The organism is Micromonospora sp. NBRC 110009 (assembly GCF_030518795.1).
Classification (GTDB): domain Bacteria; phylum Actinomycetota; class Actinomycetes; order Mycobacteriales; family Micromonosporaceae; genus Micromonospora.
Genome location: NZ_CP130427.1, coordinates 5,065,250 through 5,084,578, shown reverse-complemented (window position 1 = coordinate 5,084,578; position 19,329 = coordinate 5,065,250). Strand labels below are relative to the sequence as shown.

General features: G+C 65.3%; 15 protein-coding genes. 10 read left to right on the top strand and 5 right to left on the bottom strand.

Annotated features, from left to right (window positions below; genetic code table 11):
• Nucleotides 1-422: 422 nt before the first annotated feature.
• Together Q2K19_RS24150 and Q2K19_RS24145 are read right to left on the bottom strand one after the other, a co-directional pair.
• The gene (locus Q2K19_RS24150; RefSeq protein ID WP_302763967.1) at nt 423-1,082 is read right to left on the bottom strand and encodes an HAD family hydrolase; all 660 of its coding nucleotides are present in this window, start codon (nt 1,080-1,082) and stop codon (nt 423-425) included.
• 138 nt (nt 1,083-1,220) lie between these two features.
• Complete coding sequence (locus tag Q2K19_RS24145) at nt 1,221-1,928, bottom strand: VOC family protein (protein ID WP_302763966.1); 708 nt, start codon at nt 1,926-1,928, stop codon at nt 1,221-1,223.
• Nucleotides 1,929-2,308: 380 nt separating this feature from the next.
• Here Q2K19_RS24145 and Q2K19_RS24140 point away from each other — a divergent pair, with 380 nt between their 5' ends.
• The 3 genes from Q2K19_RS24140 to Q2K19_RS24130 all read left to right on the top strand — a co-directional run bounded on the left by Q2K19_RS24140 (nt 2,309) and on the right by Q2K19_RS24130 (nt 6,293).
• Nucleotides 2,309-3,544, top strand: a complete 1,236-nt coding sequence (locus Q2K19_RS24140) for an IS110 family RNA-guided transposase (RefSeq protein ID WP_302772733.1) — start codon at nt 2,309-2,311, stop codon at nt 3,542-3,544.
• 214 nt (nt 3,545-3,758) lie between these two features.
• On the top strand, nt 3,759-4,412 hold the full coding sequence (locus Q2K19_RS24135; protein ID WP_302763965.1) for a Type 1 glutamine amidotransferase-like domain-containing protein: 654 nt from the start codon (nt 3,759-3,761) through the stop codon (nt 4,410-4,412).
• A gap of 216 nt (nt 4,413-4,628) precedes the next feature.
• Nucleotides 4,629-6,293, top strand: a complete 1,665-nt coding sequence (locus Q2K19_RS24130) for a DUF885 domain-containing protein (RefSeq protein ID WP_302763964.1) — start codon at nt 4,629-4,631, stop codon at nt 6,291-6,293.
• A 191-nt stretch (nt 6,294-6,484) separates the two neighbouring features.
• On the opposite strand, the gene coaD is transcribed toward Q2K19_RS24130, so the two are convergent.
• Nucleotides 6,485-7,075 (bottom strand): pantetheine-phosphate adenylyltransferase, encoded by a 591-nt coding sequence (gene coaD, locus Q2K19_RS24125; RefSeq protein WP_302763962.1) that lies wholly within the window; start codon nt 7,073-7,075, stop codon nt 6,485-6,487.
• Nucleotides 7,076-7,214: 139 nt separating this feature from the next.
• Here coaD and Q2K19_RS24120 point away from each other — a divergent pair, with 139 nt between their 5' ends.
• Nucleotides 7,215-8,135 carry a cyclase family protein gene (locus Q2K19_RS24120; RefSeq protein ID WP_302763960.1) on the top strand — a complete coding sequence of 307 codons (921 nt, stop codon included), beginning with the start codon at nt 7,215-7,217 and terminating at the stop codon, nt 8,133-8,135.
• A 289-nt stretch (nt 8,136-8,424) separates the two neighbouring features.
• Here the strand turns inward: Q2K19_RS24120 and Q2K19_RS24115 are convergent, their stop codons facing one another.
• On the bottom strand, nt 8,425-9,099 hold the full coding sequence (locus Q2K19_RS24115; protein WP_302763957.1) for a cytidylate kinase family protein: 675 nt from the start codon (nt 9,097-9,099) through the stop codon (nt 8,425-8,427).
• An 812-nt stretch (nt 9,100-9,911) separates the two neighbouring features.
• On the opposite strand from Q2K19_RS24115, the gene Q2K19_RS24110 reads away from it, so the two are divergent.
• The 6 genes from Q2K19_RS24110 to Q2K19_RS24085 all read left to right on the top strand — a co-directional run bounded on the left by Q2K19_RS24110 (nt 9,912) and on the right by Q2K19_RS24085 (nt 18,865).
• Nucleotides 9,912-11,033, top strand: coding sequence for a DUF418 domain-containing protein (locus Q2K19_RS24110; protein ID WP_302763954.1), 1,122 nt, complete (start codon nt 9,912-9,914; stop codon nt 11,031-11,033).
• A 273-nt stretch (nt 11,034-11,306) separates the two neighbouring features.
• Nucleotides 11,307-12,488 carry a YncE family protein gene (locus tag Q2K19_RS24105; protein WP_302763953.1) on the top strand — a complete coding sequence of 394 codons (1,182 nt, stop codon included), beginning with the start codon at nt 11,307-11,309 and terminating at the stop codon, nt 12,486-12,488.
• A gap of 553 nt (nt 12,489-13,041) precedes the next feature.
• Nucleotides 13,042-13,659: a mobilome CxxCx(11)CxxC protein gene (locus Q2K19_RS24100; protein WP_302763952.1), complete on the top strand. Its 618-nt coding sequence runs from the start codon at nt 13,042-13,044 to the stop codon at nt 13,657-13,659.
• A 340-nt stretch (nt 13,660-13,999) separates the two neighbouring features.
• Complete coding sequence (locus tag Q2K19_RS24095; RefSeq protein ID WP_302763950.1) at nt 14,000-14,872, top strand: CHAT domain-containing protein; 873 nt, start codon at nt 14,000-14,002, stop codon at nt 14,870-14,872.
• A 493-nt stretch (nt 14,873-15,365) separates the two neighbouring features.
• Nucleotides 15,366-18,317 (top strand): NACHT domain-containing protein, encoded by a 2,952-nt coding sequence (locus Q2K19_RS24090; RefSeq protein ID WP_302763947.1) that lies wholly within the window; start codon nt 15,366-15,368, stop codon nt 18,315-18,317.
• Complete coding sequence (locus tag Q2K19_RS24085) at nt 18,314-18,865, top strand: HD domain-containing protein (protein WP_302763946.1); 552 nt, start codon at nt 18,314-18,316, stop codon at nt 18,863-18,865. Before Q2K19_RS24090 ends, Q2K19_RS24085 begins: the two co-directional genes overlap by 4 nt.
• Here the strand turns inward: Q2K19_RS24085 and Q2K19_RS24080 are convergent.
• Entirely contained in the window at nt 18,853-19,323 is a 471-nt protein-coding gene (locus tag Q2K19_RS24080; RefSeq protein WP_302763944.1) for an NUDIX hydrolase, read from the bottom strand. The two genes, Q2K19_RS24085 and Q2K19_RS24080, sit on opposite strands and share 13 nt — an antisense overlap.
• Between the last annotated feature and the right edge of the window lie 6 nt (nt 19,324-19,329).

The window sequence follows — 19,329 nt, the reverse complement described above, 5'->3', positions numbered from 1 at the left end:
GAAACGGTCAAGACAATGGGATCGCGTTGCTCGGCCATGCTTACCGGCGTCCGAGCGCGGCACGAACGGCTGCGCCGGAAGTGGTGGCGGCCGTCGAAATGGGTGACGGACGCCCCCAACGGCAGGTCGCTGGCTGCTGACGAACGAACAGTTCTTGGGTGGTCGTCGACCACGGCTGCATCGGCCGCCGGACCGCTTCGCCAACGCGGAGCACCCTACGGTGCGGGTCGTCCTCCAGCACCTCCTGATCTGCCATTGTGGGGACGCTACCGCGAGCATCGGCTCGCGCAACGCCAATTCTCACGGACACCCTGAGCGGCTCAACCACCATGGCCCAGGGTGATCCGGCAGCATCCTCATCTAGCCGCGATCCGCGCGGTCAGGCCGAGAACAGTGCGTCGAGCGGGAAGTCGCCGGTCTCGTCATTCCCACGATGTAGGCATGGCGTTCAGCCATGCGCCGAGGAGTGGCAGCACGGCCCGCAGGTCGGTTCCGTCGATTGAGACGTGGGCGGCTGCGCGAGCCGCCGGGGTTGCGTTGAAGGCGATGGCCAGCCCGACCGCAGCAAAGAGCGGCACGTCGGAGCGCCCGTCGCCAACGGCAACGCAACGCTTCAGGTCCACGCCCAGCTCGGCGGCCACGCTCACCGCGAAGTCGCGTTTGCTCAGTTCGTCGAACTGCTCGGCGACCGCCCCGCTGTAGCGGCCGTCAACCAGCTCCAGACGCGGTCCGCAAGCGCGATCGAAGCCATAGCGGTCGCACAGATGGGCACCCACGACGTCCCACGCCAGCGTGGCCAGGACGGGTGCCAGCCCACGCCGACGGCACCACAGAACCGTCTCGGCAATGCCGTCCACCAGCGGCAGCGACTCCAGGAACCCACGCACCTCCATGGGCGTCCGTGTTGCCCAGCCGCGAGCTTCGAGGACCGCCGCCTCCTGGCTGCTCAGGGTGCCGGCGCCGTAGCCGGCCTGCACCTCTTGAATGACCTTGGTATAGCCGAGGAACTCCGCCAGGTGCTGCCCGCTGCTGGTCGGCGTCAGCGTCCCGTCGACATCAAAGAAGACCGCTCCACGGATCACGGTGGAACGCTACCGGCCGCCAGGGGCAGCGCGAACTCTGGCGCAGCAACGCGCGCTCATGCCGCTGACCGCTCGTCCCGCAGCCTCAGGGTTGGTCGATCAAGGTGGCGCCACGACGCGAGAATCGGCGCCAACGGGTCACCGCTTCTGCGCTGCAGGCAGTGTCGTGCACACGCACGCCTTGTTGCCGTCCTGGTCGGAGATCACTGTGTATGAGGGCGCGTGGCTGTCATCGACGACGATCGCGCCCGCGGTGACGGCGGCGGTGATCCGCTGCTCGGCCACCTCGGGCGGCACCCAGACGTCGATGTGGAACCGCTGACGCGGGGTCTCGTGCTCGTCGGTGTCCTGGAACCACAGGATCGGTACCCGTCCCGTGGCGTCCCGGACGTCGTCACCGATGGTCCCGCGGCCCCGGGCCTCGGTACTCCCGGTCAGCAGGGCAGCCCACACTGGGGCGATCGTCGCGGCGTGCGCCGTGTCGAGGGCGAGCTCGATCGTGTTGATCGAGGACGGGTCGGCGTCGACCGCCTGCTCGGCGGCGATCTCGGTGATCCGTCGCGCGAGGTCGACATCCTGCTGGGTCACCCATTCGACGACGTGCTCGGTGCCCTCGTCGTCACGGTAGACGGCGTCGTCGCTGACCAGCTTGAAATCGACGTACCCGTCGCCCATCGTCACGCGCGGGTGGTGGCCGAGCACGTCACCAGCCTCGCCCACTGCGGCGACGAACCGTACGCCGGTGCCGAAGTCGGCGACCACGTAACGGGCATGGAGTCCCTGACCCAGCTTGCGCCAGTCGGTCAGGTTGGTCTCGGCGATCTGCTCGCCCGTCAGCATGTCCATAGCGAGGACCGTATTCCGGATTCCGGACGATCGGCGACCGACATCTGACCTCGTCTTCAGCGACCCCTCCAATGGTCTCTTTTTAGTGCACGGCGCCCTGTGGAGTGGAACCCGCGAACGTCTGCCGAGCACGTCCTCATCTAATGGGTTCCGTCAGCCTGCTGCGGCAGGATGGCTCCGGTAGCGGCTGGCGGGTCAGCACTCCTCTCATCTGGCCTTCAAGGTCTTGCGGCAGACCGTGCGCCCGCTGGTCGTGAGGAGGCTGGACAGCTGATGCGATGACGTGCCCCGCTTCTGCGCGGTGAGCACTTGGCCATTAGATCGCTGAGGTCTCTTCCACGCTGCCATGGACGACACTGTCCATCGAGGAAGGGGGCGTGATGCTGTGTCTGGGTGACGACTGGGCCGAGGACCACCACGACGTGGATCTCGTCGACGACCGGGGGACCAGGCTGGCCCGCAAACGGCTACCCGAGGGCCTCGAGGGCATTACCCGGTTGCACGCGCTGATCGCCGAGCACATGCCGGCCGAGTGGGCCGACCTGGAGCCGGGCGAGGCCGCAGCGAAGGTGCGGATCGGGATCGAGACCGACCGCGGCCCGTGGGTGCAAGCATTGATCGCGGCCGGCTATCAGGTGTATGCGATCAACCCGATGTCCGTGGCCCGCTACCGCGAACGGCATTCCACGTCCGGTGCGAAGTCCGACGCCGGCGACGCGCACGTGCTGGCCGAGATCGTGCGACTGGACCATGCTCATCACCGTCCGGTCGCCGGGGACAGCGACCAGGCCGAGGCGATGAAACTCGTCGCTCGCACTCACCAGACGCTGATCTGGGACCGGTCGCGGCAGCTGCTGCGGCTGCGCAGCGCGCTGCGCGAGTTCTTCCCTGCCGCCCTGGACGCCTTCGACGACCTGACCGCGTCCGACGCGTTGGAGCTACTCAGTCGTGCGCCGGACCCTGCCCGCGCCGCCCGGCTGTCCCGTTCACAGATCGCCGCAGCGTTGCGTCGGGCCAACCGCCGCAACGTCGACGTCAAAGCCGCTGACATGCAACAGCGACTGCGCGCGGCGCAGCTGCGCCAGCCGGCCGCGGTGCAGACCGCCTATGCGGCAATCGTCATCGCCCAGGCACGGCTCATCGCGGCGCCCAACGCCGAGGTCGAACACCTCGGGCAGGTGGTGGCCGAACATTTTGGCCGGCACCGGGACGCTGAGCACTACCTGAGCCAACCCGGCCTCGGCGTGGTCCTCAGCGCCCGGATCCTCGGCGAGTTCGGCGACGACCCACACCGCTTCACCGACGCAAAGGCCCGCAAGAACTACGCCGGCACGTCCCCGATCACTCGCGCGTCCGGCACCCGCAAAGTCGTCTTGGCCCGCTACGCCCGCAACCGAAGACTCGGCGACGCCGTCCACCAATGGGCATTCTGCTCGCTGAAAGGCTCACCCGGCGCCCGCGCCTACTACGACACTCTCCGCGCCCGCGGCACCGGCCACCGAGCCGCCCTGCGACAACTCGGCAATCGCCTCGTCGGCATCCTGCACGGCTGCCTCAAGACCGGCACCGCCTACAACGAGACAACTGCCTGGGCCCATCTCCACCCCAGTTCTTGACAACGAAAAACATAGGATGTCTGCCGCGTAGCGCTCGTCACGCAAGGTAACCAGCTCACGGGTGCACGCATCCGGACGTGCCGATGTGCGTGCGGGGGGCTTGAGGGGTCGCAACGGCGATGAGTTTCGTTATGGTGTCCAGTCTGTACTCCCATGCACCCGATCTCCCGACTCTCGGGGAGAGCGTCATGACCGCTACGTACAGGAGGCAAGCGTGAAACTTCTTCTCACGTCCGCGGGCGTCAAGAACCCGAGCATCCGCGATGCGCTGGTCGACCTGCTGGGCAAGCCGATCGCCGACTCCAGTGCCCTCTGCATCCCTACGGCGGCCCACCCCATGGGCGGGCCAGCCTCGGCCTGGCGCTTCATCACCGGGCAGACGCCGCTACCCATGTGCGACCTGGGCTGGAAGTCGCTGGGCGTCCTCGAGCTGACAGCGCTGCCCAGCATCGGCGAGGAGCGGTGGGTCCCCTGGGTCCGGGAGGCTGACGTCATGCTCGTGGCCGGCGGCGATGCGACGTACCTGTGCCACTGGATGCGGCAGTCCGGGCTGGCGGATCTCCTGCCGTCGCTGCGGGACACCGTCTGGGTGGGGTTGAGTGCTGGGAGCATGGTGCTGACCCCCCGGATCGGTGCGGACTTCGTCGAGTGGCAGTCCGCGCCCGACGACCGCACACTGGGGGTCGTCGACTTCTCGATCTTCCCGCACCTAGGTCTCGAGCCGGACAACACCATGGCTGGTGCCGAGAAATGGGCGGCCGAGATCGCCGGTCCGGCGTACGCAATCGACGACCAGACGGCCATCAAGGTGACCGACGGCACCGTCGAGGTCGTTTCCGAGGGGCACTGGAGGCTGTTCCCCTCGTAGCCGCGGCCAACAGTGATCGGCGTGGCGAAGCGCCGCTCATAGCCGCGATCCGATCGCTACCGGGTGTGACGGCCCTGCCGCCGGCGGCTCGGCCATGCCGCAGACAGCGAACGCGCGGAACTGCCGATGAGCGGAAGTTGTCAGATGCTTCTGAACCGCTTGCCGCGATCGATGCAGGCTCGCACGGCAGATGGGGCAAGGCCCTAGCATTGCCCCGTGATCGAGGACTTCGCGGATCGGCTCCTGTGCGACATGGCCGCCCTCGACCCCTGCACAGCGGTCGTCGAGGCTGGCGAGCAGGATGTCGACGGGCTTACCGACTACGGCCCGGAGGGCCACCAGGCCCGCGCCGACCTCGCAGCCCGCGCCCTGCGCGAGCTCGAGATCTTGGGTGAGGCACTGCCGGCCGCGACCCCGCTGCACGCCCACCTCGCCGAACGGCTGCATACGCGTGTCGCTTTCCACGACGCAGGGGAGGACCTGCGCGAACTGCACGTGGCGGCCACCGGTCCGCTCCAGCTCATCCGCCAGGCCGTCGAGGCCGCGGTTCCCGGCCGCGGTGCCGAGGGCGCGGCCTTCGAGGAGGGCTGGGCTCGTGTCGGCGCGCGCCTGGCCGCGATCCCCGCGGCCCTGGACGGGTACGCCCGCAGCCTCCTGCTCGCCGCAGAGCGCGGCAATTTGCCGGCGCGGCGTCAAGTGGAGCTCGTCACGCAGCGCTGTCGCAACTGGATCGACGGCGATGTCGCCCTGGTGGATCGCTACGGCGAGGGGCCTGAGCGGGCGTCGTTGCAGGCCGCGGCGACGGGTGCGCGAGAGGCGTACCAGAAACTCGCCGAGACGCTGACCGCGGACCTGGCACCGCGGGCCGTTGAGGAGGAAGCGTTCGGCCGGCAGCGGTACGCACTCTGGGTGCGCACCTTCCTCGCGGCCCAGCCTGACCTGCGCGAGCTGTACGACTGGGGCTGGGACGAGTTCCGAGCGACAGAGGCAGAGCTGATCGCGGAAGCGAAGGCCCTGGGCGGGAGTGTGCCAGAGGTGCTCGCCTGGCTCGCCAGCCCCGACGCGCCCGGCACGCTGCACAGCAGGGAGGCGTTCGCCGCGTGGCTGCAGGAGCTGTTGGAGGCCGCCACCGAGCGACTGGACGGCGTGTACTTCGACATCCCCGCCCCGCTGCGGCGCATCGAGGCGCGGTTGACCACGTCGTCCGGCATCGCCTATATCGGGCCGTCGCGGGACCTGACTCGGCCGGGTCGGGTCTGGTGGTCCCTCCCCGAGGACGCAGCGAGTTTCCCCACCTGGATCGCCTACAGCACCGCCTATCACGAGGGCGTTCCCGGCCACCACCTCCACCTCGGCTCCGAGGTCTGCCGGGGAGGTCTCGGGCCGCGGCTGAACCTGCTCGGCGGCCTCTCCGGCAGCCAGGAGGGCTGGGCACTGTACGCCGAGCGGTTCATGGACGAGCTCGGGCTCTATGAACAGCCGGGTGCTCGACTGGGGCATCTATTCATGCAGCTCCTGCGGGCGGCCCGGGTTGTGCTCGACATCGGCCTGCACCTGCGACTGCCGATGCCCTCGAGTGACGGAGCAGTGTGGACGCCGGATGCTGCGCTGCAGCTGCTGCGGGACCGCTGTCACCAGGGGCCGTACGCGTCCGCCGAGCTCGGGCGTTACCTGGGCCGGCCAGGGCAGGCGCTGGCCTACAAGGTGGGTGAGCGCGTGTGGCTGGCAGGCCGCTCGTCCTTCCCCGGCGACCGGCGCGCATTCCATCGTCACGCGCTGGAGCTGGGTTCGCTGGGCTTGGACCAGTTGACGGCCGGCCTCCAGAATGACCACGCACCACTCGCGCACCGCGGTGAAACAAGCCAGGGATCGCGCTTGTAGTTGCACGTCCTGGCTGCAAGACGTGCGTCGGTACCAGGCCCCGACGGTCTCGCGGCGCCTGTCGGTGGTGGTCGGGTTCTATCGGGTCTGTCATCGACGCCATCCTGGAACACTCGCCTGCCGACTACGTCGGCCCACGGTGCCGGCCGAGTCGCCGACCCTCGGGCTGGGTCACCTGCAGTTCGAGGGGGTCACTCTTCAGCGTTCAGGGGCGAGCGGGCCGACTGTGCCGAGCGGTATGCACGTGCGACCGTCGACGAAGTGGCGGCCAGCTGCGGACGGGACGGCAACCAGACGGTCTGAATGCCGAGCTGCTCGTTCATCGCAGCGAGCTGGTACTCGTGGCGAAGGTCCGCGTCCGTACGTAGGCCGCGGACGATGACCGTGGCGCCGCGGCGCAGGCAGTAGGCGGTGGTCAGGCCGATCCAGGTGTCCACCTCGACATTGCCCCAGGCCGCTGGCATGGCGTCGCGCACGCGTACGGCCCTGGTCGTGGCCTCGGCGGTTGGTCGCTTGTCGGCGTTCACCGCCAGCAACACGATGACCCGGTCGAACATCACCCGGGCACGGGCCACCATGTCGCGGTGCCCCGGGGTGAAAGGATCGAACGTACCGGGATAGACCGCCAACGAACGGTGTACCGGCACCACTCCACGATCTGACGTAGCCGTCACCGCGACTCCAACCACATGGCGACGATCATCCCAGCCGTACATGTGCCGACCGACCTTGGGCCTTGTCGTCACCGCCGACATCCTGATCTGCCGCTGTTTGTGCGACACCTTGCGGAATGGTCGGTGCTTGACGACCTCGGCCGTGCCCGGAGTACGGTCGGGGCCTACCTGCGGTGCCTCGAACCGCGTGACCGGAGGCGTCGGTGCTGGGATGACGGCAGGGCGACCGGTACCCACCCAGGACGACGTGCTCGGGTACTTCAACACGCTGTCGAACTGGGGACGGTGGGGCGACGACGACGAGCTCGGGACTCTGAACCACATCACCGACGAGGTCCGGCTGGCGGCGGCGCGGGCCGTGCGCCACGGCAGGAGCGTGTCGTGCGCATGGGAGGTTGCCGTACCGGAGGAGATGGAGCGGTCGACGACGACGTGCCCGTGCGCCGCCGACATGCCGGGTGCCGAGGATATGCCGGTGCCCGAATTCCGCAACGACCGGCGCTGGGGCTTTTCGTCCGAGCGGCTCGGCATCACGTTCCACGGCAACACCGTCACCCACGTCGACTCGCCGTGCCATGTCTTCTGGGACGGCACGATGTACAACGGGCGGTCACACTCCTTGGTCGATGCCGCAACGGGATCGGGGTGGGCGGCCGTCACGGCGGCGGCGAACGGGATCATCACGCGTGGGGTCCTGCTGGACATTGCGAGGGTCCGCGATGTGCCGTGGTTGGAGCCGGGGCAGGGTGTGTTTCCCGACGATCTCGAGGAGGCCGAGCGTCGCCAGGGTGTGCGGGTGCAATCCGGCGATGCGGTACTCCTGCGGACCGGCCATGGCCGCGTCCGGCACGAGGCCGGTGCGGCCAGCGGTTTCAGGCAGGCCGGCTGGCACGCGTCCTGCCTGCCGTGGCTGCATGAACGGCAGGTCGCGCTGATCGGCGCTGACACCCCTCAGGACGTTCAGCCGTCGGAGTACGAAGACGTGTTGATGCCGGTTCACGCCGTGAGCCTCGTCGCGATGGGTCTGTGGCTGCTCGACAACTGCGACTTGGAGGTGTGCGCGACGACGGCTGCCGAGCTCGGCCAGTGGGACTTCCACCTCGCGGTCGCACCGGTCCGCTTCGCCGGTACGTCCGGCAGCCCGGTCAACCCGATCGCCACATTCTGACCGCGGTTCGCGAGGGATGCCGGTGCGATTCCTCCGCGAACCCCGGCAGGCGACGCTTGACCGTCGCGTACCGTGCCGCCGGACGCCGGCCTCCCCCAGCACGCGCAGATTGTCCAGCTTGCTGGTCGGATCGATGATGCGGGCCTGACCGGCCGTCAGACGGCGCCGAGCGGCGGCTTTCAGTAGCTCCAAGTCGCGTCGTCGCGCCTGCAGGCTCCCGGAAGCCGGCCACGCCGCGTGACTGTCCCTGGCCGGCGGCTGGCGCGCGCTCGTGCCGGATTGAGTCCCGTCAGTGCGTTCGGGTTTCCCAGACCGGCTGCTGCGGCTCGTCGTTGTGCACGATGATGTCGGCATGATCGGTCGGGCGGACCGTGGCGAAGTAGAGCTGTTGGGAGGGGATGTAACGCCCGCGCCAGCGCCGTTCGACCTCGGCCCGAGGTGACACCCGGCGCTCTCGGATCACGGCACGATCCACGGTTGTCTCGAGCGCGGTCGACACGAAGATGCGCAGGTCCCACCGATCAATCAGTTCCGGGCGCATGAGGAACACGCCGTCGAAGACCAGTACGGCGTCGGCGGGGGCGGTCCTGATCGGTGGGGACAGCGCCGTATCCGCTGTGCGGTCGTAAACCGCGTGTTGGAAGCGTCGATCTCCGCCCGGACCGAGCGGATCGAGCAGAACCCGGTTCAGCGCGCCGTAGTCGTGGGTGTCGAAGTAGCAGCCTTCGGCCGAGTACTCACCGCGCGGATAGCGCTGTGCCCGGGGGAAGAGGAAATCGTCGATCGTCGCGCGGATGACGTTGCGGCCCTGTGTGCGCAAGACGACGGCCAGCTCGTCGGCGAGCGTGGTCTTGCCCGCGGCGGGCGGTCCGTCGATGGCTACCCGCGCCGGGTGTGCGACTGTGATGGATCCGACTGCCTCAGCCAGGCGGCCGAGCACCTCGTCGCGGGTGCCGTGGTCCATGTCCTGCCCCGTCCTGGTCAAGATCGCCTTGTCGAGCCGACCTTATGCCCGCCAGCCTTTCGCTCCCGTCCTTCCGCGAGTGAGCGAGATTGCCGCATACGGAAGTGGTTGTGGTCGCGGCGCAAACTGACTGTCATTCCGTCGAGCGAGACGAACGCGGTGGCGATCAGGGTGCGCATTGGTAGCTCCGATGAGGGCAACGCCAACTGGGCCAATTCGGCACGGACTCAGGGCAACGGCATCACGGTCAGCGCGCCTGCGCTGATCACTTGACGTTGCAATGTGGAAGGCCTTCGGCATACCAACTTCAACCGGACCGAACGCCTCATGACCTGCGCTCGGGCCTGTCGTCGGTCGTCATCGTTGGTCGCCGTTGGTTCACCTCAGACGGCCTGCAGACGGCCTGATCTTGACGGTGACTTGCTCGCCGCCAAGAGGACCGCTTGTCCCCCAGGACGACTCGCCATACGTCCACGCACCTCACGCACGGTAGGCATCTGCGGAAGGAGTGCGGCCCGCCTCTTGTCGTCTGCGCTCGTGCGTGATGTGTGCGAAGCCCGCCAACCAGAGGATCACAATCGCAGGAAGCGTTCCGAGTCGACCAAGCCGGCACGAACACACCACCCCGGCCGTCGTCGTCCGGTGTCGGCCCCGAGGATCGCTGTGGCTCGCCCGCGCGGGAACGGCCGTTGTGAGGCGGCAGGCGGCGGCCCGTAGATCCCGCTCGGGCCGTGAACACCGCTGTCCCCCGGGTAAAGGGGCCTATGGCTCGGACGCCACCGAGCAGTGATGCGTTCGATCGGATCCTGGACGTGGACGCGCTGCGGGGATTCGCGTTGTTCGGCATCCTGCTGGTCAACATCTGGTACTTCGCCTCGGGCTACGCGTTCCACCGCATCCCTGATCCGGCGTACCCCTCCTGGCTTGACCATCGGATCCACGACAGTATGGCGCTGCTGTTCGAGATGAAGTTCTACCTGCTCTTCTCATTTCTGTTCGGCTACAGCTTCACGCTCCAACTCGACGCGGCGCGGCGCCGGGACACCGCCTTCCGGCCGCGATTCCTGCGCCGGATGGCCGGCCTGTTCGTGCTTGGCGGACTGCACGCCGTGCTGCTATTCCACGGCGACATCCTCACCACCTACGCCGTACTCGGGCTGGTTTTGCTCGCCGTACACCGAATCCGGCCCCGCACGGCGGTGATCCTGACCGGCCTGCTCGTGGGGGTCGTCGTACTCCTGTTCGGCTCGATGGCCCTGGCGGAGGCGCCGTCGGTCGAGCAGTCGGCCGCCCTCACGGCCGGGGAAAGCATCACAGCGGCGCTGGCCGGCGGACCAGCCTCCGTCATCGCCCAGAACATCCGTTCGATACCACACATGATCGCCGGGACGGCGAAGCTGGAAGGACCCGTCGCCCTGGCCATGTTCCTTCTGGGGCTTGCCGCCGGCCGTCGCCAGATGCTGGCCGACGTGTCGGCACATACTCGCGGTCTGCGCCTGATCCAGCGCGTTGGATACCCCGTTGGTCTCGCTGGTGCGTTTGCTGTCGTAGCCCTGGGCGGCAGAACCACGCGCGAGGGCCTTGCCTTAGCCACCCTCACCGGGACGGCCCTGGCGGCCGCGTACGCCGCCACGATGCTGCGGCTGTTCCACACACCGGCGGGGCGTCACATATCGACCGCGCTCGCACCCGCCGGCCGGATGGCGTTGACCAACTACCTGAGCCAGTCCCTGATCTGTGCTCTGATCTTCACCGGGCTCGGTCTCGGCCTGATCGGCCAGGTACCGCCGGCCGGCGTGCTGGCCATCGCGCTTGGCATCTTCGCCGCGCAGCTGGTACTGAGCGCTCTCTGGATGAGGACCCACCGGTACGGCCCGGTCGAGTGGGTCCTCCGGGCGGTGACCTACGCCGAGCGGCCGGCGTGGCGCCGATAAGTCCTACGGGAAAGCCACCGGAGTCAAGCCGGACGACGGCCAGCACCCGGTGACCGGGTTCGCGCAGTGGCTCGCACGGCACGGCATCGCCGCCCTGCGGATCAGCCTCGGGCTGGTTCTCCCCGGCGCATCGCTGCCGAGGCAGTGTCATGCAGGCCACCGAGACCCTGACGTTCGGCACCGTCTCAGGCACCACCGCAGTCGTCATCACCGCTGTACTGGAGACGGCGGCTCTCCCCGTCCCGGCAGACATTTGTCCCTTATTATGGGGTAATGTCCCGCAGCCGCTTGCTGACCGCCGTCCCGGTCCTGTTCCTGTCGGCCGGGCTCCTGGCCTGCACCGACCGGGCACCCACCAGGGAGGCGCTGACCAGCCCGCCCGCGGGCACCTCGGCGGGCCGGTCGTTCGGGCCGCTGGTGACGGGCATGCCGAGCTACCCGGCGGCCGGCAACGTCTACGCCGCCGCCGGCCCCGACCAACTCGCCGCGCCGGTGCGCGGCGACCGCCCGCTGGTCTACGTGCCGAACACCAAGAGCAACGACGTCTGGGTGATCGACCCGGCGACCTACAAGGTGGTGGACAAATTCCCCGGCGGCCCCGAGCCGCAGCACGTGGTGCCCTCCTACGATCTGCGCACGCTCTACGTGGCGTCCAGCCAGATCCCCAACGGTGGCCTGGTCCCGATCGACGCCCGCACCGGCGAGCCGGGCCAGTTCCGGAAGCTCGAGGACGTCTACAACCTCTACTTCACCCCGGACGGCAAGCAGGCAATCGTGGTCGCCGAGGCGTACCAGCGGCTGGACTTCTACGACGTGGGCACCTGGCAGCGGGTGCGGTCGGTCCGGTTCCCCGAGTGCGGCGGCATCAACCACATGGACTACACCGCCGACGGCAGGACCATGCTGTTCAGTTGCGAGTTCGCCAACCGGATGCTGGTCCTGGACACCGCCAGCCTGCGCAAGCTGCGCGACTTCCGGCTCACCGAGGCGTCCGACGGGATGCCCCAGGACACCCGACTCACCCCGGACGGGCAGCACTTCCTGGTCGCGGACATGCACGCCCACGGGGTGTACGTCTTCGACGGCCAGGCCACCCGGCAGACCGGATTCATCCGCACCGGCCGGGGCGCCCACGGCATCTACTTCAGCCGCGACGCGAAGCTCGCCTACGTCACCAACCGGGACGAAGGCAGTGTGACCGTCCTGGACCTGGCCGGCCTGAAACCCACGGCGACCTGGCGGATCCCCGGCGGCGGCAGCCCGGACATGGGCGGCCTCTCGGCGGACGGCAAGCAGCTCTGGCTGTCCGGGCGCTACCACAACGAGGTGTACGTGCTGAGCACGGAGACCGGCAAGCTGCTGGCCCGGATACCGGTCGGTCGGGGCCCGCACGGCCTGACCGTATGGCCGCAGCCCGGCCGCTACTCCCTCGGCCACACCGGTAACATCCGGTAGGGCCGCTCCGGGCCCGGCCGGGCCGGCCGCGGCAGCCGCTCACACCGGCCGGTACTCGACCGATGCTCCGCCGCAGGTCACCGCACCTGCGGCGATCACCTGGCGTTGCAATGTGGAAGGCCCTCGGCGTATCAGCTTCAATCAGACCGAACGGCCCCTGGCCTGCGCTGACCTCTGCCGTCGATCGTCATCGTTGGTCACCCTTAGTTCACCTCAGACGGCCTGCAGACGGCATGATCTTGGGCTCCCTCGTCATCAGGACGACCCTTATCCCCCAGAGATCGGCGATGCGGTCGCGTCCGGCTTGCGCCGCTGGTCGTCGGTCCGATGGCAGTCACCGTGGTTCCGCTAGGTGTGGTCGGTCGCCGTATTTCCCTGCTGTTACTACTTCACCTCGGTGCCGCGACCTCGCCGGATTTACCCAGAATCGGCATGAATGTTCAGCATCAACACGCCGCCGCGCTCGTCCGACGCTACTGAATGAGCTCCGACAGGGTATGGTGTTGCGTCGCCACCCACTAGCCTGTCGGCTGGTCGACGGAGAGAAGTACCGATGAGCGAGTCTCGCGCTGATGAGGAACCCCGGGAGGACCACCTCATCAATGCGATCAAGGCGGAGATCTGGGACCGGGCATTCTACGCCTCGGCGACCGCGGCCATCTTTGGCTACCGGGCGGAGAACCTCAAGCGTCGTTTGCAATTGCTCACCTTTGTAGCACTTGCGGTCCCGATAGTCGTGGGAGGGCTAGCCCTGGCTTACGGCGCGGGGTTTCGATTCCTGCATCTGGCGGTCGCCATCGGCGCGCTGATTGGACTCGTCCAGCTCGTTATTTCACTATGGTCAGTCGTTGCAACCTGGGTGGAGGAATACGGTTACTCGGCAGCGTCACTTATCGACAACAGCCAAATCGCTCAGGAGCTTGAAGAGTTAGCAAACGAGCCGCTAGAACTGCACGAGCTCAGGCATCGGTACGTCGCACTCAAGGCCAGAGACACTGCCCGTCGGGCGCAAGACTACACGCACGGAGTGACTGACCAGGAAAAGCGGCGAGGGCATCGGTCCGCCCTTAGGGACCGGGGCCGCAAATGCGTCGGCTGCGGGGAGATTCCAACCTCAATGAAGCCTTCAGCCTGCGGCGTTTGTGGTGACTTCAAAAATCGGCGTATCTAAGCGGAGGACGGCATGGACGCGGCCACGGCGCAGGTCTTGCGAGGCTTTCTCAACCTCAATCAGGCCCAACAAGACGATCTTATTAGAGAAATGAACGACGTGCTGCGTGGCGACAAGAGCCGCTCATTCTCTATTAGGGAGGCGGAGCGAGTTATCCGTGTAAACACTGGCCCACTTGGCAGCACCTGCGCCTGCTGCGGCCGATAAAGGCCAGAGACCCGCCCATCGCTAAAGCTTTTCCGATCGACTACTCTCAGACCTTTCGCCAGCAGCGCTGGCTCCACAACCAAAAGCGCGAGGATTTATGTCGTTCTCATCCATGCTCCGCCGAATAGGATCAATGGTCACGGTCATTCGCGACACCTCGGATGGGCAAACTCGCACGGAGGTACTTGCATCCATCCAAAAGGGGAAAGCGTTCTTTGATATCGACGCGGACGTCGAAGAAGGCGACCTAATCGAGCAGAGGATTGCAAACGACAAGGTGGTGCTGCACCGAGTAACGGATGTTACGCACCATCAGGCACCCGGGCACTTCTCCGCCGGCTCTCACATCGAAGCCGACATCATTAAGGCACAGAAGTTCACGCCATCCAGCACTTCCCAAGCGGCCGATCCCCTGCGCATCCTTTACTTGACATCCTCCCCTCTGGGTGATTTACGAGTGGATAAGGAAGTGCGAAACGTAAAGGAGGCAGTACGGGCAGCCACCCATCGAGATATGGTCGCTATCGAGCCGATGCCTGCCGCAACGGGTCCTGATCTACTGGACGGATTGACCCGGTTCCGTCCTCACGTTATCCACTTCTCTGGCCACGGCAACGAATCGATGTTGAGCTTCGACGGTGGCACTGCGCTAGCGGTCGGAACGACGATGACCGCCGCGACCTTCGTTAGCGCCCTGCAGGCAGTGGACCAGCCTCCCCGCCTGGTGGTGCTGAACGCATGCAAGTCTGAGGCGCAGCTCGAAGCCCTGACGGAGGTAACGTCAGCCGCCGTAGGCATGAGTGACAAAATCAAGGACACCGCGGCGATCAGGTTCGCTGCTAGGTTCTACGCCGCAATAGCGGAGGGGCAGTCCATCGCCAGCGCCTTGGCACTCTCCAAGGTGGATCTGGAGATCCGGGGTATCTCCGGTGCAGACCTTCCCACCTTGAGAGCCGCCTCCGGTGTCGATCCAGCCCGCCTCATCCTGGTCAAGCCCAGGCCCTAACGCGCCTTGAGCAGTGTCGCCCGAGCCATCCCGTCGGCCTTCGTCCGCACAACGTGGAGGGGGTGTGGTCTGCCCGGTCAAGGTGGAGCACCCAGCGGCTGAACGACCTTGACCGGGCAGACCACATCCACTCGGCTTCGCCCCGGACGAAGGCCGTCGGGATGGCGCCACCATCCTGGAGTGCCCGAGGACCCCGCCGGAGGCACTGCTTTTGCCCTCGTCAACATGAAGCCCCGGATCTGCCAGAACCCATGGCGGTCCGGGGTTTCTTCGTACGTCGCGCCGCCGGCGGGCTAACACCGACGCGCTGGCGGCCGAAGGCCAGAGGCGCGGCGGCGGGCCAACGGCCCGGCCCAGGTTCGGCGGCGCGAGCGGCCCGCGACGCGGGCCGCCTTGATTTCGTACAGAAAGTCCTCACAAGACACCCCTAGGACGGTTGCCTAGCCGGGGCTGCCCTGCCAAGCTGCGTGAATCAAGCGATCTTGGAGGTTCCGTGGAGGAGCTACTCCAGAAGTACCTGCGCATGAGCGCCGACGAGGCAGGCCTTATCTTGGCCATCCTCCTGCCCTTACTCGGCCTGCTGTCTCGTCGGGTTCGTGAGATCCTTCTGGCCGCTGGAGAGCATGCTTCCCTCACGACCGGCCGAGTTCGCGCCCGCTATCGGCGCTGGTTCTTGCGGGAGCATGGCACGCTAAAAAACATAGTTCTAAAGCGAGTTGAAGAACTCAGCCTCGACGACACCTACGTGTCCCTATCCGTGCAATCAATGGCCGCCGGAGCGGATGTCCGCATGGATGCGACTGCCGTATTAGCACCTTTCGGCCCAAGGCGGGTTTTCCTTGTGGGCGATCCGGGTAGCGGCAAGTCCACCCTACTCAAGGCTTACGGTTCGGGGATACTTCGATCCCGTCGCCGCCACCGTGAAGCTAGCAGGGACATGAAGGCGCTGGCGAGAACGAATGAATTTCCCATCCTCGTCGCCTTGCGCCATGTTGCTGGGCACATCGAGGCCGGCGGAACGTTCGAAAGCTACATTCTAGATCTTCTTAGAAGTCGGGCGGGCGTGAAGCGCCCGGAAAAATTCCTGCGCCGGCTCCTCTTGCAGGGTCGTATCGTGCTCCTACTCGACGGGCTTGACGAAATATCGAAAGCATCGTACGAAAGAGTAAGGGCCGCCATTTACGACTTCGCGACAAGGCCCGAAGCGTCCCGCCTTCCTACCTCGATGGCACGAATTGTCATCAGTTGCAGGCGACAGAACTATCTACAGTTCAGAGAAGACTGGACATGGTTCTCCGATCGCCACTTCCTGGTTTCCCCGCTCGACGAACCCAGCATCAGTCGATTCGTGCAGAAGAGGCAAAGGGACTTTCCCGAGAACCGGTCACCTCATACCTTCCTTGCGGATGTGCGTGCCTCGGGAACACTTGACCTGCACCGCGTCCCGCTCCTACTCGCAATATCCGTCGGCCTCTATATTAGTCTGCCTGGCTACGAGATTCCTCGCTCCGTCGGACAGCTCTATAGCGAGATGCTTACGGAACTCCTTCGCCGACATGACTTCCCCGTCGAGGGTCAGCTTCGCATGAACAGATTCCCCACAGACGACAAGCTGCGCTTTTTGCGGGACTTCGCGATTCACCTCACAAACACTCGATCTGCATCTTTTGCAGATTTCTCCTACAATGACATCGTCGATTACTGCTTGAAGAGGCAGCCGACAATAACGCGGCTCCGCAGGGATCAAGCGGAAAACTTTGTTGACGAGATTATCGACCGGTCAGGCATCCTAACCAGCACTTCAGATGAAGGACATTTCGCCTACGCGCACCGGTCATTGCATGAATACTTCGTAGCATCCAGGCTTGCGTTGGACCCCTCAAAAGGTTCGTCCTTCCTATATACGAAGGCAGATGATCCAGAATGGCGGCAGGTAACAATCTTCTTCTGCAGTCCTGATAACCCGCAATCCGGACCCTTCCTGACGAAGCTTGGCGTTTTGAACCCAGAGCTGGCATGCGCCTGCCTCGCTACCGCCATGGTCCCTGAGGAGGTCGCTACAGCGCTGGTAAAGAGTGTGCAGGTTGAACTATCGGCTAGTGACCTGGCAAGGGAGAGGGTTCTTCCACTCCTGTCCGCCTTAATTCAAGCCACGCATTCGCGCACGGAGGCTGCAAGAGAATCAGCGTTTGAGGTGCTGGGGACTGAACTACAAAGGATTGCACGGCTGAAGGATGCTGAATTTCAACGTCAAATATTCTCTGGGATCTTCGGCGGGGAGTCGCCCATTGCAGCCAAACTCATACAAAGCATGGCCCAAACATCAGCCATCGACTTCCCTGAGACGATTGTTCAGCTTTCACTGGTAATTCCGGACGATAACCCGGCTCTAGTTGCCCCGCTCTGGCACTCACTTTCCGTACCAACCATTGGCCATACCAAGATAGCTAGGGAAATTGTACAACGTCTCATAGTCCTTGCGATGAGTCGCGCTTGCTTCAACGAGCTACAGTTGCAGCCTGGCCTCAATTTGCGATGGGTGCCGGACTCGCATCGCAGGGCTGCATATCCGCTGAGGAATGGTCTGCCCCTGACCTCCAACCTCGTTACCTTGCTCGGTTGCGCCTACACGCTCAAAGCCTTCGATGGCCTACCGAAGACAAACCTCTACATACAGGCCTTAAGCGCTCCAGGCCAACCCTTGAGGTTCTTGGAACAACATACGAGTTGGTGGCGTAAGATTCGCCCGTTCAGAGCAGTTCGAGCGTTCGCCTACAGCAGCCTCTGTTGTTTCGGATTCGCGGCACTTTGGGTTCTGTACGATTATGGCCGGCCAACTGGGGGGCAAGAGCCACCTACAGATCTGCCGGAGGCGCTCCTTGGGGTCCATGTCGCGACCACCTTGATTGTTTCGCTCGTGACTTCAGCAGCAACACGTACCTACGAGCGCCACAGCTTCTACGGAAAATTTTCGAAGTCGGCGTACCTTATTCCGGCGACGGTTGGCCCTGCGGCGGCGTTCTTTTTGCCGCTAAGACTTGGGCTAAATGTGCGTGTGTTGCGTTCGCGTTCCTCGGGTGTTATTGGCGACCTGTTACGATTGCCAATCTTTCTTGTTATTGGGATACTTTACCTTCCACTGACGATCATGTACGTGTTACCGTTCACCAGAATTCTGCCGGCCTCGACCGCTGCCGCCGCTGTAGCTGGGGGAATCTACGCGCTGGCCACCTACTGGCTGCCCTCCACAGAACTTCTCGGACGCTACACCATTTATAGTTCCAAGGGACTCGGCCGCTACACTCAGATCTACAGTGATCTGCTTAGCAGACATTGGGTGTTGCCGGGCAAGGTATCCGATCGAAAGGTGCCTGCACCCCGGCTAACGTCACGTTCGCCCGCCTCTAGCGTGCGGCACCGCGGAAGGCGTAGATTGGGTAGGTGAATGACTTGGAGAGGGCAGCGCTGGTAGCTCAAGCGCATCTCGCGGACGCCCTTCCCCGGCGCTGGCGGCACGTTCAGGCGGTTGCGTCGAAGGCACGGGAACTGAGCCACGTCACTGGTGAAGACCCGGAGATTCTCGTGACCGCTGCTTGGCTCCACGACATCGGGTATGCGCCGGCCTTGGTGGACACTGGATTCCATTCGCTCGACGGGGCGCGCTGGCTTGTTCGCGAGCACTTCCCACTGCGAGTCGCGAATCTCGTTGCCTACCACTCATGTGCAATCTACGAGGCTGAAGAGCGTGGCTTAAGCCAAGAACTATCAGCCGAATTCTCGCCGGAGACTTCACCTACATCCGATGCATTGTGGTTTGCCGACATGACCACTGGCCCCGATGGACAGAACATGACGGCGGAGGACAGGCTTACCGAGATCCGAGATCGATACGGGCCCAATCATCTGGTAACTCGGTTCTGGAGAAGAGCAGAGCCCATGCTAATGGACGCTATACAGCGGACAGAGGCTCGAATGGCGAGTCAGCCGATGTAAGGCTCGCTGCGTCGCTCGAAGCCATGGTCTATGCGGAGCCGCATGGACGGGTGGATCGATAGGCGATCGAGTGCCTCCCATTCGACCCAGCGGACCGCCGAGGACTCGTTGCTTGTCGTCGGGGCTCCACCGACGTATTGGCTGCGAAAGCAGATTGAGAACTGCTGCCGCACCTCGCCGTCGCTGTACTCCACGACATGGTTCGGGTTCGTATAGATCCCGACTACCCCGGTCACCTGGACCTCGATGCCGGTCTCCTCGCGCGTCTCCCTCACGGCCGTCTCTGCGATGTGCTCGCCGAAGTCTTGTGCGCCGCCGGGCAGCGCCCACAGGCCGTTGTCGGTGCGCTGAATAAGCAGTACCCGTCCCTGCTCGTCCTGGACGAAGACGGTCACTGCTACGACGATGCTGTTCGGCTTCGGGGCGTTCGGGTTGTTGAAGTGCTCGATCCGGGCCATGGCCCT

Coding starts and splice junctions, on each gene's coding strand:
- Q2K19_RS24145 (WP_302763966.1), bottom strand. CDS start 1,928: ATGGACATGCTGACGGGCGAGCAGATCGCCGAGACCAACCTGACCGAC.
- Q2K19_RS24140 (WP_302772733.1), top strand. CDS start 2,309: ATGCTGTGTCTGGGTGACGACTGGGCCGAGGACCACCACGACGTGGAT.
- Q2K19_RS24115 (WP_302763957.1), bottom strand. CDS start 9,099: ATGGACCACGGCACCCGCGACGAGGTGCTCGGCCGCCTGGCTGAGGCA.
- Q2K19_RS24105 (WP_302763953.1), top strand. CDS start 11,307: ATGTCCCGCAGCCGCTTGCTGACCGCCGTCCCGGTCCTGTTCCTGTCG.
- Q2K19_RS24100 (WP_302763952.1), top strand. CDS start 13,042: ATGAGCGAGTCTCGCGCTGATGAGGAACCCCGGGAGGACCACCTCATC.
- Q2K19_RS24095 (WP_302763950.1), top strand. CDS start 14,000: ATGGTCACGGTCATTCGCGACACCTCGGATGGGCAAACTCGCACGGAG.
- Q2K19_RS24080 (WP_302763944.1), bottom strand. CDS start 19,323: ATGGCCCGGATCGAGCACTTCAACAACCCGAACGCCCCGAAGCCGAAC.